Annotated in this window: 6 protein-coding genes; 3 read left to right on the top strand and 3 right to left on the bottom strand. The window is 37.1% G+C overall.

From position 1 onward, the window contains the following. Nucleotides 1-460: 460 nt before the first annotated feature. Both FXW07_RS13145 and FXW07_RS13140 read right to left on the bottom strand, forming a co-directional pair. Entirely contained in the window at nucleotides 461-6112 is a 5652-nt protein-coding gene (locus FXW07_RS13145) for a HEAT repeat domain-containing protein (RefSeq protein ID WP_229395829.1), read from the bottom strand. Between the two features lie 1978 nt (nucleotides 6113-8090). After that, on the bottom strand, nucleotides 8091-9008 hold the full coding sequence (locus FXW07_RS13140) for an HAD family hydrolase (RefSeq protein WP_229395828.1): 918 nt from the start codon (nucleotides 9006-9008) through the stop codon (nucleotides 8091-8093). Between the two features lie 1704 nt (nucleotides 9009-10712). On the opposite strand from FXW07_RS13140, the gene FXW07_RS13130 reads away from it, so the two are divergent. From FXW07_RS13130 to FXW07_RS13120, 3 genes are all read left to right on the top strand, one after another. Next, nucleotides 10713-11273, top strand: a complete 561-nt coding sequence (locus FXW07_RS13130; protein WP_229395827.1) for a YqhA family protein — start codon at nucleotides 10713-10715, stop codon at nucleotides 11271-11273. A 261-nt stretch (nucleotides 11274-11534) separates the two neighbouring features. Next, nucleotides 11535-12164 (top strand): matrixin family metalloprotease, encoded by a 630-nt coding sequence (locus FXW07_RS13125; RefSeq protein ID WP_229395826.1) that lies wholly within the window; start codon nucleotides 11535-11537, stop codon nucleotides 12162-12164. Nucleotides 12165-12222: 58 nt separating this feature from the next. After that, nucleotides 12223-12921: an isoprenylcysteine carboxylmethyltransferase family protein gene (locus FXW07_RS13120; RefSeq protein ID WP_229395825.1), complete on the top strand. Its 699-nt coding sequence runs from the start codon at nucleotides 12223-12225 to the stop codon at nucleotides 12919-12921. Between the two features lie 227 nt (nucleotides 12922-13148). On the opposite strand, the gene FXW07_RS13115 is transcribed toward FXW07_RS13120, so the two are convergent. After that, a complete protein-coding gene (locus tag FXW07_RS13115; protein ID WP_229395824.1) occupies nucleotides 13149-15353 on the bottom strand; it encodes a hypothetical protein in 2205 nt (734 codons plus the stop codon). Between the last annotated feature and the right edge of the window lie 87 nt (nucleotides 15354-15440).

Raw genomic sequence — 15440 nt, 5'->3', positions numbered from 1 at the left:
AATTGCTAAATTAAATGTTAAACATAATTCTTACAGTGGTCGAAAGTTCCGTAAAATTACAAATATCATAAAAATTACAAAATGCATCCAATGCAAAATCGACACAACTTTTGAGAAGCACGTAATACTAAAGGTATAATTCATATATTATCTGTTGTTTTTATAAAGAAATTTGCCAATTTCAGGCTGATTTTTCCACAATTGCCTATGTGTTTGTTTTCTCGATCATTACATAGTATATAGGAATGCACTTGTTTCCTTCGATGAGTAGAACATTAAATGAAAAAATCCTATGAGAAACACATAGGCACTTTTTTAGGGGTCTGTAGATACCGATTTAAATAAGTGTTACTGAACGGAAATATAAAAGCCTTTAATGAAAAGTGAGTTATGACAGTTGTAGAACCCTTAAGTCAATTGTGAATTTAGTAAAATGATACACGTCAAAGATAAAGAGAAGTTATTGCTTAAAATATCTACTTTGCAATATAAAAGTAATAAAAAATATTCCAATTGCAAAGATGAAACTAATCAAGTGGCTAAAATTCCCTGATGGATATATTACATTAAGTATTTCCACAAAAGCAAAGCCAAAAAAAGCTGCTATGGTTGATGGGGCGTTAATTGCTTCAACAAAACCTTTCTTTTGGGGTAAATTATAAATAAGCACTAATAAAGAACTTAACATTGTATATTGTTTCACCATGTCCGTTTCTTCCCCTATTTGTTTAATTTTATCACAAATAGGCTGATACTCAGGACCCTTTGGAACCAAATTTTCAAGTATAAATACTAGATTTTTTACATTTGATGTCATATAATCCTGATTACCTATCTCCCATTTCTGGACTTCTCTGTTCACTGCACATGCTAGTTCTTCTGTAGCACCTCCTTTCGATTTTTTGCATGCAACCTTAGCGTTCTTTTGAATTTCTTCGAGAAGATCTTTTATATTCCTATCTAAGATGGGAAGTCCTTTTGTAAAAACTTCTGCTGCAAAAGGTGCTTTTCCATCAGTACCTCCCATTAGTTCGGCTACATGTTCTACGTAATTTCTATAGAAGTTAAGCTCACTTTGCATAGCTTGCAGTTCCTGATCTTTTAAAATTTGGATGTTTCTTATTGCTTCTGCAAGTTTCTCAACTGCTTCAAAAAGTTCCTCCCTCTGTGTTCCTCTAATTGCTTCTTTTGCTTCTTCTAGAAATTTATTCACTTCTACTTTAGCTTCCTGTTTTTTGAAAACTATTGTATGGAATGAACGATAGAAATTAAGACAAAATTGTGACGGATTACCCCATTTATCTGCTTCCCGCACTGCTCTTTCAAAGAAACAAATTGCTTTTTCTAATTCTTTTTTATAATCTTCTTCTTTATACGCTTGCGAAGCAATGAATATAGAAGCTCGACCAAGAGAATGATTAGAGGCGTTTCTCACATCTCTGTCTTCATCATAGGTCAGTATAAGTAAGTCATTCCATACTTGTTGTCTATTTGGTGCTTGAGAAAAAACAGAACCAAGAGCTTTTGCAATGTACAATCTGACATGTTTGTCTTCATCTAAAGTTAGTCTGTTTAAGTCATTCCATGCCTGCTGTTTATCTGGAACTTGAGAAAAAACAGAACCAAGAACTTCGATAACTCTTGCCTTCAAATAACCGTTTTCATATAAGGTTAGTCTATGTAAGTCATTCCATGCTAGTTGTTTATCTGGAACTTGAGAAAACGAAGAACCAAGAGCTTCGATAGCAATTTCTTTCACATCCCTATCTTCATCTAAAGTCAGTCTATGTAAGTCATTCCACGCCTGCAGTTTATCAGGAACTTGAGAAAACGCATCTCTAAGGACATAAGCAACCATACGCCTAAAATAACCGTCTTCATGCTTAGTCAATCGATGTAATTTATTCCACTCCGTTTGTTTATCAGGTAAATGAGAAAACGAAGAACCAAAAACTCTGATAGCACTAGTATTAACTATGCCTTCTTCATCTAGGACTAGTCTAATTAAGTTATTCCATGCCTGTTGTTTATCAGGAGCTTGAGAAAAAACAGAACCTAAAACAATAGCAGCAACATATCTCACATTACTGTCTTCATCATAGGTCAGTCTAATTAAGTCATTCCATGCCTGCTGTTTATCTGGTATTTGAGAAAATGAAGAATCAAATACAATGGTAGCAGTAGCCCTCACAGAACTGCCTTCATCTAAGGTCAGTCTATGTAAGTCATTCCATGCCTGCTGTTTATCCGAAACTTGAGAAAACGCAAATCTAAGTACGTTGGCAGCCTTTTGTCTCACCTCCCTATTTATATCATTGGTCAGTTTATGTAATTCATTCCATGCCTGCTGTTTATCTGGAACTTGGAAAAAAAGAGAACCAAAATCGACAGAATTGTACTTGTCTTCAAAAGTCAGTCTTTTTAATTCATTCCATGCCTGCTGTTTATCTGGAACTTGAGAAAAAACAGAACCAATAAATTCTTCAGTTTCATATCTTACACTCCAGTCTTCATCACTGGTCAGTCTAATTAAGTCATTCCATGCCTGCTGTTTATCTGGAACTTGAGAAAAAACAGAACCAAGAATTTCTGCAGCACTAGCCCTAACATCATTGTCTTCATCTAAGGTCAGCTCGTGTACGTCGTTCCATGCTTGTTGTTTATCTGAAACTTGAGGAAATGCATATCCAAGAGCTCTAGCAGCACTAGACCTAACATTACTGTCTTCATCTAAGGTTAGTCTTAACAGTAATTTCCATGTCATTTGTTTATCTGGCACTTGAGTAAAAATAAAACCAAGAGCTATAACAGCACTAGACCTAACACTATTGTCTTCATCTAAGGTTAGTCTAAGTAAATCATTCCATATCTTTTGTTTATCTGGCACTTGAGAAAAAACAGAATCAAGAGCTTTGGTAGCAAAATACCTTAATTGACTGTTTTCATCTAAGGTCAGTCTATGTAAGTCATTCCATGCCTGTTGTTTATCCGAAACTTGAGAAAACACAGAAACTAGAGCTTTGGCAGCTATATACTTAACATCATTGTCTTCATCACTGATCAGTTTAATTAAGTCATCCCATGCCTGCTGTTTATCTGGCACATGAGAAAAAACAGAAACTAGAGCTTTGGCAGCATCATACCTTATATCTCTGTCTTCATCATTAGTCAGTCTAATTAAGTCATTCCATGCCTGTTGTTTATCTGGCACTTGAGAAAAAACAGAACCAAGAGCTTTGGCAGCGATATACCTAACATCATTGTCTTCATCACTGATCAGTCTAATTAAGTCATTCCACGCCTGTTGTTTACCTGACACATGAGAAAACGAAGAACTAAGAGCTTCGGTGGCATATAACCTAACATCTCTGTCTTCATCACTGGTCAGTCTAATTAAGTCATTCCATGCCTGTTGTTTATTTGGCACTTGATAAAAAACAGAACCAAGAGCTTTGGCAGCAACATGCCTTACATCATTGTCTTCATCATTGGTCAATCTAATTAAGTCATTCCATGCCTGTTGTTTATCTGGCACATGAGAAAATACAGAACCAAGAGCTTCGATAGCAATAAACTTAATCTCTCTGTCTTCATCTAAGGTAAGTCTTTGTAAGTAATTCCATGCCTGTTGTTTATCTGTTAACTGAGAAAACACATAACCAAACACTTCGGTGGCATAAAACCGAATATCTCTATCTTCATTTAAGGTAAGTCTTTTTAAGTCATTCCATGCCTGCTGTTTATCTGGTACTTGAGAAAATACAGAACCAAGAGCTTCGATAGCAATAAACCTAACATCTCTATCTTCATCGTTGGTCAGTCTAATTAAGTCATTCCATACCTGTTGTTTATCTGGTAATTGAGAAAACGAAGAACTGAGAGCTTCAGTGGCATATAACCTAACATCTTTGTCTTCATCTAAAGTTAGTCTACGTAAGTCATTCCATACCTGCTGTTTATTCGGCACATCAGAAAACGAAGAACCAAGAGTTTCGATAGCAATAAACCTAACATCCCAGTCTTCATCGTTGGTCAGTCTAATTAAGTCATTCCATGCCTGTTGTTTATCTGGAACTTGAGAAAAAACAGAACCAAGAATTTCTGCAGCACTATGCCGCACATCCCGATCTTCATCTAAGACCAATCTATGTAATATATTCCATGCCTGTTGTTTATCTGGAACTTGATAAAAAACAGAACCAAGAACTAAGGCAGCACCATGCCTTACATCTCTATCTTCATCATTGGTAAGACTAAGTAAATCATTCCATGCCTGTTGTTTATCTGGAACTTGAGAAAATGCATAATCAAGTCCCACGAGAGCATTAGACCTAACATCCCTATCTTCATCATTGGTAAGACTAAGTAAATCATTCCATGCTTGTTGTTTATCTGGAACTTGAGAAAACACAGAAACAAGGACTTCGAAAGCAAAAAACCTAACATCTCTGTCTTCATCATTGGTAAGGTTAAATAAGTCGCTCCATGCCTGTTGTTTATATGGCATTAGAGGAAACGCATATCCAAGAGCCCCGAGAGCACTAACTCTCACATCTCTGTTTTCATCATTGGTAAGACTAAGTAAATCATTCCATGCCTGCTTTTTATCTGATACTTGAGAATAAGAAGAACTAAGAGCTTCGATAGCACTAACCCTCACATCCCCGTCTTCATCTAAGGTAAGTCTCTGTAAGTCATTCCATGCCTGTTGTTTATCTGGAACTTGAGAAAACGCAGAACCAAGAGCTTGAGCAGCAATAGACCTAACATAACTGTCTTCATCATTGGTGAGGCAAAGTAAGTCATTCCACGCCTGTTCTTTTTCTGATACTTGAGGAAATACATACCCTAGAACTGATATCGATCTAGTCCTCACATCTCTGTCTTCATCATTGGTAAGGCAAAGTAAGTCATTCCACGCCTGTTGTTTATCTGGAACTTGAGAAAGTGCAGAATTCAGGGCTGCATTGGCATAAAACCACACATAACTTTCTTCTTCTTCGATTTGTTCATCCGAGCTAGAAATCGTATTTACATCTGGATTTAAAGAATACGCAATACAAAGAGCTTCTAGAATACTATACATAATATTTCTGTCTTCATCAATGGTCAGTTTAATTAAGTCATTCCACGCCTGTTGTTTATCTGGCACATGAGAAAACACAGAACCAAGAGCTTTGGCAGTATCTTTTCTTACATCACTGTTTTCATCTAAGGTAAGTTTTTGTAAGTCATTCCATGCCTGTTGTTTATTCGGCACATCAGAAAACGCAGAACCAAGAGCCTTGGCAGCAGCATGTCTTACATCACTGTCTTCGTCATTGGTAAGATTAAGTAAATCATTCCACGTCTGTTGTTTATCTGGAACTTGAGAAAAAACAGAACCAAGAACTTCTGCAGCACTATGCCGCACATCACTGTCTTCATTATTGGTCAGTTTAATTAAGTCATTCCAAGCGTATTGTTTATCTGACACCTGAGAAAACGCATATACAAGAGATTCGAGAGCATTAGACCTAGCATCACTGTCTCCATCGATGGTCAGTCTAATTAAATCATTCCAAGCCTGTTGTTTATCTAACACATGAGGAAATGCATATACAAGAGATTCGAGAGCATTAGACCTAACATCACTGTCTTCATCATTGGTCAGTCTATGTAAGACATTCCATGCCTGTTGTTCATCTGGCACTTGCGAAAACACAAAACCAAGAGCTAAGGTACCAAAAAGCCTTACATCCCTGTCTTCATCATTGGTGAGGCAAAGTAAGTCATTCCACGCCTGTTGCTGATCTGGCACCTGAGAAAACGCATATACAAGAGCTCCGAGAGCATCAGACTTAACATCATTGTTTTTATCTTTGAACAGTTGAATTAGGTCATTCCATACCTGTTGTTTATCTGGAACTTGAAAAAAAACAGAACCAAGAGCTTTAGTAGCCCTAGACTTCACAAAACTGTGCTTATCTTTGGTTAGCCTAATTAAATCATTCCATGCCAGTTGCTTATCTGACATGGAAGAGAAAAAAATCTGTATTAGGCCCACTGCATATATGCGTTCTTTAGGATCATTGTTTTGACATTGGTAGTGAATTTCCTCTTGGTTAATCAACTGTCAACACCTCAAATTTTATGTAAACTTGGTGTTTAAATATTTTCTTATTTATTTCAATCAACGAGCACGAATAGGGGGCTCTATTCACTAATAGTCCAAAAATTTTATTGAGTAGTCAGCTTCAAAATTTCTAGAAATAATTTTCTATATAATAAGAGAGCGTCGCAAAAGGACTCAGTACCAAAATCTAGTGATGAATATAAAGTTCAAAATCACTAGATTTTGTAATTAGTCACAATCCTTGTGATACGACTTAAGAATTGAAGTCTTTAGATRTCGAATATTGATTTTGATGATAACTGGCTTCTTCGTGGYTAATTCAGATTTTCAATCCAAAAATGCAAAAATCACTAGATTTTGGAACAGAGTCCGCAAAAGTCCAAAATTAACTAAAATTCAGCCGAGCATATCATAGCAAATAAATTTCATAATTTCATGTGATGCCGATTTATGAAATTGAAGTTCTATGACTGTATGTAATTAATTAGAATCTCTAGACTTTTACGACGCTCTCAATAAAGTAAATGTTTTATTCCAAAATAATTTCGCTTTGTAAATCTATGCGTATTCTATAAGAGATAAAATACAAACTTTTTATGACAAAATGTTGTAGTAAAATTCAGGAAAATATTCGGGTAATACAATAAAACCTATGCAAAAAATTAAAGCTAATTTTAAAGCTTTGATTTAGATTTTGCAGTAAATTCGCAACACAGCCCAAAAAAGCATATGAAATGACTTCGGGAAATTTTAATATGTTAAAAAAAGTCGCAAAAGTCGAAGATAAATTTGTATGAAATGAAAATAAAGAATAGATACCTCTTATCTTTTTTTAAAATTCCTTTATTTTATTATATTGTTTTATCCTGAAATTATTTCGTCTCAGAATTTTTACCGTTTTTCAAATACGATCCTTTTGATATACAAAGTTCGTATTTTAGGCAAAAAACCACTTATTTTTTATCATATTTTTGAATATTCTTTAATAAACACGAACTTTTTAATATTTTGTTCGTATTCCATCTATTAGTAAATGTCACAATTTTTGAATTTACGTAATCTCATCATGTTAAAATACTTCAACCGTGAGAACTTTAGTTACATCTCCAAAGACAAGACCATTTCCATACTAAGCCTATAGAAACGAAATATTATAATGTCGCTAAACTCGAAGTAAAAAGCCTAAAAAACTGCATGGAATAATCCTTAAAAACATAAAATAGCAACATTTTTATAGTATAACGTCGTTATATTCCGCCTTTTTAAAGAATCTTATCGAGACTAAGTTTATATCTGCTGTAATGTCAAAATCGACTCGCATAAAAATTTCATTATCCAGATGTTTTTATGTATTCAACCTGATCATGTCAGAACCGCGAATAGATAGGTGACTTCTGTTGAATCAATCGAATTTAGAGATTTGAAAGAATTTCACTAATAGGAACTGATCTAAAACATCAAATCCACTGAGCCTTAAGCATTGTACTTATCAATTAGAGAGTATCAATTAGAGAGGTCAAAATCTCCAAGCTGGATGGATACTTCATAATTTGGTGATAGACCAAACAAGAGCATCTATTCTGTCGGGTGACTTCTCTACTCCTAGAACCCACTCACACATTTGGGCTTCGAGTTGAGGAATGTACCGAAATGGTGAACCTTTCCCTGCTCGTAAATAGCACTTATAGGTTCTGCTCTGATAGCTTTTCCCATTGAAGCATGAACCGCCTTAGAAGGAATTTTTGGATCAACTGCTTTGATGTTCCTCTCTACATACCCTTTTACCAGATACACCGGGAGGTTACTACTAAAAAGAATTGACAGTAATAATAAAAACGCTTGCAAGTTTTACATATCGATAGCAATCCAAAAAGTCGTTAATCATTTCTACCTGAATTTCAGAAATCGGGTACTACTATGAGACATCTGATGAATTTTACATGCCCTGTACCTTTTTTGCACTGAATGCTCATATCTAGAAAACAGTCTTCCAGTCATCCTTCATGCTGATTACGACCCAGCCCCGTTCTTCAGCCATCTGCAGAGTTTTCTCGCTTCCCTCGTCGTAGGCGTACTCACGCTTAGCATCGTCATGGCGGAGCAGTAACGATAGAGAACGGTGACCGCTTTTCTGTGCCAACCATAGCATATGCAAGTCCCCATCCGAATTACCGGCGGCCAGGATGGGCTTACGGCCGATATGCAGCTCTATGTTTACCGGCTTGCCTGGTCCGTCATCAATGGGATCGACCAGCCCTAGCTTTCGGAATACTACCGGCCCCTCATCAGTCAGGCGGGTCTCAAATGCGATATTGCTGCCAATAACCCGCTCTCTTGGAATGTTGTAGATTTCCTCTGAGACCGTACGCATAAAGCTCATACCACCACCAGATGCCAGGAAGACCTTGAAACCGTTATTGCCCAGGTAGCGCACGAGCTCAACCATTGGCTTATATGTCAGATCCTTGAATAGCACGCCAAACCGAGGATGCCTGGCGGTCTTCAGGAATTCTTTAGCTATGAGCATAAAATTATCCTGAGACATGCCAGCATGAGAATCAAAGATTATTTTCATCAGCTCCTTAACACTACCACCGGTGTGGGGATCAAGCTTGAAGAAGTAGGCCATGTCGCCTGTTACAGCAGCTTTAAATCCCGGCTGGTTCAGGAGTTCAGGATCTGCTTCAGCCAGCTGTTTCAGCCGTTCGATGGCAAAGAAAATCTGAATATATGCGGGTTTCTCCACCCACATGGTCCCATCGTTGTCCATTATGGCAATTCGCTCGGCTTCTGGCACAAAATCAGCGTTATCAGGATTTGTGATAGCATTTACGTAATTAAGGATTGCTTTCTTAGCTGGTGTTTCGTTCCATAATGAGAGAATTTCGGACATTGTCGATTCCTCTTAATTTACTTTAGATAAAATCAAAAAATCCTATCCAAAAGAGGCTGTAGGGTTATGTTTTGGCGAGCTCTCCTTCAGGTAATGCCAGGACGACCTGTATATGAGATTTCCCAGATAGCCGTCTGTGATACGGTTTCTGTTCAGCATTATGCACGAAGACAATATTCGTGTTAATCAATAATGAAAATAATAAGCATTGAGTGTGGCAGAAAAATAAGTTAGGAATAGTAGTAGTAAATAATTCCCTGAATGTTAGTTTTTATCAACATCTATCTTCAACTGAGTTCCCATACTCTAATCCTGTATCAGACGACATTCATCAGTTATATTTAAAATGTTTAAGTGAAGTTTTTTAGCAAAATCTCAGATCAGAATAGAGGCATCAGCCTATATAGCATTATTTCTGACATCAAATCCATACTTGTATTTCTAGATATATTATATTTGTCGGAGAATAATATCATGATGATAATTTTGAACCATCTTTCATTACAGGATTTCAAAAAATGATAAAATAGGAGGTGAAAAAGATGATTATGATCACGAACGACACAACTTTGCTGCTGGCTAAATTCCTTTTCGCTTATTTGGGACACAGAAGATTGTTTTAACACACCCTGGAGTTGCAAAGAATAAGCGGGATATCTTGGTTTGAAAGTAAAATATAAATCAAATTGCTTGCGGCCATACCAACCTAAAGATGTTGTCCGACAATTCAATTTCAGGGCAAAAAAATGTGAAAAATAAGGCATATAAAGCATTTAAATTGAAAAACAAGAGATTTGATAACTATTAGCGGTAATTGTCGGACAGCCTGTAAAGGATGGGGTATGCTTCAAGTCGCCTGTCCGGTTTCTGGGGAATAATTCAGTATCCATTTACAAGACTTTCTTAGTACAGAGTCGCATTACCAACTTCCGTAACCGTGATGCTAAGAAACCTCACTTTACAAAGAACAACGGTATAGAGGTTTAAACAAAACCAAAAAGATGCGAGGGTTCACTTTATCCACTACATGAAGGACAGGGTATTCGTGACCCTCTGCGCTCCCGATGTAATGAAGAAGATCGCTGCAATAGTATGGTTAAACAAACCAAGATACAACAAGCTGGCTCTTAGCTGTTTCAGGTGGATAACTCAGTTTAAGTTTACCTAATTTTGATGGATCATATCTTTTGATGGATCATATCTTTTGATAGATCATATCAATAAAATCTAATATGTGTCCAAAGCCTTTTGCATTTCTTTTTTGTACTGTACAATACTAAATCCGCGAATGTCCGAGGCAAATTACTGCTGGGTCGGTACGCAGGGGTTACCCGGTTTCAGAAGTTATGAAAATTATGAGAATTATGGCTCTGGAAGGTGCTTTTTCCCGGACAGGGCGCAATGATTCCTGTCTCTAAAACAGTGGACTCAAATTCAAACGCTGTCATGGCGCAAGAAAAATAACGTGAATGGGGAGACGAGAAGCAGATAAAATAAAGGGTTCAGACGTGGTCTGGATCAGTTATGCAATTGTGAGAAAAACGGGATATAGTGAGGAAAAAAATCTAAATTTATCTATCAGACTTAGGAAGGCTGCTTTAAATCGCCGCCCGAGATATCAACTATTCTATTCGGGGGATTAAGGATGGAAGAAAAGAAACCAAATATACTGGTCATCTAGAGAAAGCAAGAAGGAGTCTTCGAATGAAAGTTGTAAGGTTTATTGCAGGAATGCGTTTCTTCGTATTGATTCCAGTGATAGGGTTGGCAATTGCCGCTTGTGTCTTATTTGTTAAAGGTGGCATAGATATTGTTCACTTCATGGGAGAACTCATTACAGGAATGGCAAAAGAAAGTCCAGAAGGAAGTGTCATTGTTGAAATTGTAGAGACCGTACACCTTTTCCTGGTCGGTACGGTGCTTTTCCTTACATCTTTCGGGCTATACCAGTTGTTTATCCAGCCGCTACCTTTACCAGAATGGGTGAAAGTGAACAATATTGAAGAGCTGGAACTGAACCTCGTGGGACTTACTGTTGTCGTACTTGGGGTTAACTTCTTGAGCGTTATCTTTGAACCGCAAGAGATAGATTTAGCGATATATGGAATAGGCTATGCTCTGCCCATTGCAGCCCTGGCTTACTTCATGAAGGTACGTTCACATATTAGCAAAGGGCGTAGTGAAGGGGAACAAACGAAAACCATCGGCGAGGTGACCTCTGTGAACAGCGAATCAAATTGGTTAACAAACAAAAAGAGAGACTGAAGTCAGAATGTCTCACTTTTAAATTGGTTAACAAACAAAAAGAGAGACTGAAGTCAGATCAATTATCTCACTTTTCTTCTTTGCAGATCGCTCTTAGTTCCTGTGTAGATCAGCAATTGCTTTTAATTGCGCTTTGTTGATAATATCGTATTAAGTTTTCAGGATCATTTTAATAAGGATCATTTAATAATACTAATAATATGGAGGCAGATTTATATTACCCGAAACAGTATGCATGGAATAAGATTACTCTTTTTACTGTTGTTGACGGTACTCATTTTACCTGTTGCTCAGGCAGCTTCGGAGTTTAATTATCCAAAAATATTAGATAATCCCTGGGATCATTCCCCTATAACCGTATATATAGATAACAAAAGTGTTCCTCCACATTATAGTCCTACCTATTACACACAGGTACAAAAAGCTCTGAATTACTGGGCAGAAGGGGGAAATGGAAAACTGGATTACACCCCTATTTTTAAAATTGTGGATTCCGAAAAATCTGATATCAGAATAAGATGGGTCGAAGACCTGCAGAAAGAACAGGATGTTCCTCCTGGAGTTGCAGGTGATGCCATTCCATATATTGTCGATGGGCGATTTATACGCATAGATATAACGCTTGGAGTTGGATTTTCTCAATGGGGAGAGTGGGTCCCATATACTGATACTGCAATGCTCGCCATTGCAAAACATGAATTGGGGCATGCGCTGGGATTGGATCACAGCAATGACAAGCAGGACATTATGTATCCAACAAATGAGCAGATAAATAACACAAATCCTATCCTGAGCAAGTACGGTTCATTTTTGCTTTTTGCCATTTACTCTATTCTTGCTATTGCCGTTTTCCTCTCTGTAAGCTATATATTAGGACGCGTTGCTAAATAAGAGCTTATCCGAAAATAGTTACCAGCTGTAACTTCCACAATAGAGGGGAGTTAATTAAATGAATACCGCTGACACAGTCACTTCTAGCCTGAAAATAAAAACCCTGCTTAGTTTTGTAGAGCTTATTGCCATCATCGTTTTGTTCCTTTTCGTTCCTGCCGGTTCATTTAATTTTTGGGAAGCATGGGTTTATTCAATTATATATGTTGTATCATCAGCGAGAATTACTTTTTATTTATGGAAAACAAACCCTGAACTTCTGGCTCGTAGGGTTAATGGGGGGCCAGGCGCTGAAAAAGAAAAGGCTCAGAAGATTACACATTTTTTTGTTATCTTATTATTTATTGCCTTTCTCGTTATTTCCGCACTTGACCATCGTTTTGGTTGGTCGTACGTCCCTTTCTATATTGTAGTTCTTGGCGACGTTCTTGTGGTGTCAGGATATTATTTACTCTTTCTTGTCTTCAGAGAAAACGCTTTTGCATCTTCAATTGTTGAAGTAACAGCCAATCAAAAAGTAATAACAACTGGACCGTATAGTATAGTTCGGCACCCACTGTATGTGAGTGGTCTCATTATTATGTTAGGCACTCCCCTCGCGCTTGGATCGTGGTGGAGCTTACTTATATTTATTCCCCTTACGCTGGTAATTATCTGGAGACTTCTTGATGAAGAAAAGTTTCTATCCAAAAATCTACAAGGCTATACAGAATACTGTCAAAAAGTTCGTTATAGATTAATTCCATTTTTGTGGTAAGTTAGATAGAGCCGTAAAAGTAGCTAATGGTTGGCCATCAAAAAAATTTCAGCGCAAAATTTTTGATGGTCAATTTGTATCCGATTGGTATTATATATTTTAAATACAAAATCAATAGCTTTCAGGCAAGAAAATTCCTTAACCTATTACCAGTGATTAATTCTTAGTATTCTATATTTACCGTTGCTTTTCAATATGTGTTATTTACTTTCCGGATAGGCTTTGAATCAATTTGCAGACGAATCAATTAACTCAACTCCTTGAATTGCTATACTTAACGCTCTTGTGTCGTTATTCTTTAGTTCCGGAAAGTCACATGGTCTTTCGGTGCCTTCAGGTACATTCAAAAGAATGACATTCTTTCCCTGATTTAAGGTAACAGGGATATTTACTGTGCTTAAATTAGTGCTGATATTTTGTTTACCCTGGAGAGTTTTGCCATTATAAACCTCGAGCGTCTTTGGTGAATGTAAACTGCATGCGCTGATTTTCAATACTGCATTTTCAGCAACACCTGAATAAACCGATAATGTAGCCTTGTTTGATAGCCACCTGGTCATTGTGCCGTCCCAATTCTCCAGGCGGTTCCACCCTGTACCTAAAAGCATGAAGGGCTGAATTGTTTCATCTGGAACACGGTAAACAATAAGCTCGTCTTCCTCGTATACATCAGGTTCGGTTTTAAGGGTTTTTTTCAGTAAATTGGTTACAAACTCAAGCTGCTCACTGGACAACTGGTTTTTGTGGACAATAACATACCTTATATTATTGGCATTCAGGACAGACGTACCTATATCAGTAACATCTTCCTGTAAAATATCTTTAGTTCCTAGAGAATAATACTGTAATTCTTTAATAAACGGAGTCTTCCTTTGGAAATCACTAACGTTGGCCGGATATCTTGCTGCGTATCCACCGACAAGAGCTTTATTGTGAATTGTCTGATAGTACAGGTACCGAAAATCCATATATCCTGCGTTAGAGTTTTGTGGGATTTCGAGCATCGAATAGTTATCCTCATCGTTACTAATTTTACAGTAAAAGTCAGGAACACTTACCTGTGTGGTCGGATACGGAATAGCCAGGTATTCGAAAACCACCAGGAAACCCACTATTGTAAAGATAAGCTTTTTTCTATCGGGCTTATATTTCAGTAATTCTGAAAAACCATACCCTGCCAGGACTGAGTACCCAAGGGTTGCGATAACAAAAAACCTGCCAACTGTTCTGCAGTTTTTCAGGAAAGGAACCGTGTTGTATAGTATCTGATAAGGAAGTGGAATTTTCAGGTTGGAGTCCGTGAAAGCGACCGCTCCATTGAAGTGTAAAATGGGTCCTAAGCTAATAATTGTAAAGAAAAATGTAGATACTAACCAGAACTTTATATCAGGCTTTCTACTTGATTTCAGGAGTGCAAGGACTGAAAGTCCGAGGACAATATATCCTATAAAGTTCACATGTTCAGCAGGCCAGCTTTGTATATTCGAATATAAGTCTACGGTAAACTGACCGAGCAACGGATGTAGATGAGATGGGAGGAAAAAGCTCATCAAATCGTTTGATAATTTGGGAATTTCATTTGCGTTTGGCTTTAAGAAGTTTTGATTTGAAAGGGCAGTGAGTATCTCATTAATGGTCAAAGGCAGTACTCCGAGAAAAGCGACCCCGCCAAAAATGAAGTATTTTATAATTATTTGTTTCACAGAATGAGTAAAGTTTTTCCCGGAACTGATAGTCAGGTAAAAATCATAGAAGAATACTAACCCTGCAAAGATCCCCATAAAGATCAGGTACTGCAGATCACTCATTGTTACCAGAATGAAAAATATTCCTGCAAGGATCGGGTTCTTGATTCCTTTTTCCTTAACTGTTTTCATGAGATACAGTGCACAAAAGGGTATCCACTGAACTGTTGCTGCTCCAAAAAAGTATAGTCCTCTAGAATAATGGTACGGGGAAAATGCGAATACGATTCCTGCAATAAAGGCAGCATATTTATTATCAGTAAGATATTTTACCAGGAGATACGAACCAATAGCCCCTATTATAAAAGTTAAGAGCCATAGTATCGTGTATATGACATGCAGTTCTAAAAAAGGCGACAGCAATACATATAGCATTTGATTGAAGGCTGATGAAAAGGGCATTGATTCTATGCCATTCGGATAAAAAAGTAGATGGTCATGCGTCAAAGCTGCTAAATCCGCTTCCTTTATTGCTATTTTTGTGTACCATAATATTCTCATCCACTGAAACGAATCTGCTCCCGTTCCAGGAATATCGGTTTTTATCTTAAATAGGACAGGATAAGTAAGAATAATTGTCAAAAGAGTATATGAGATTCCCACCAGAGAATATTCCAATGAGTTGTAAAAATGTTTATTCTTAAGACTTCTGTTTTTTTCCGGGTTAGATGTTTTTCTTATTTCCACGAAATTGTCTCCCAATTTCCTGAATATCTCTTATTCTTTTTTCAAAATAAATTTTGAATAATATATAAATGTTATTAAAAGGCAAAT

It is taken from the genome of Methanosarcina sp. DH1 (assembly GCF_020804205.1).
Taxonomy (GTDB): domain Archaea; phylum Halobacteriota; class Methanosarcinia; order Methanosarcinales; family Methanosarcinaceae; genus Methanosarcina; species Methanosarcina vacuolata.
The sequence above is the reverse complement of the archived record's forward strand: the minus strand, read 5'-3'. Positions and strand labels throughout refer to the sequence as shown.

Coding starts and splice junctions, on each gene's coding strand:
- FXW07_RS13130 (WP_229395827.1), top strand. CDS start 10,713: ATGAAAGTTGTAAGGTTTATTGCAGGAATGCGTTTCTTCGTATTGATT.
- FXW07_RS13140 (WP_229395828.1), bottom strand. CDS start 9,008: ATGTCCGAAATTCTCTCATTATGGAACGAAACACCAGCTAAGAAAGCA.
- FXW07_RS13120 (WP_229395825.1), top strand. CDS start 12,223: ATGAATACCGCTGACACAGTCACTTCTAGCCTGAAAATAAAAACCCTG.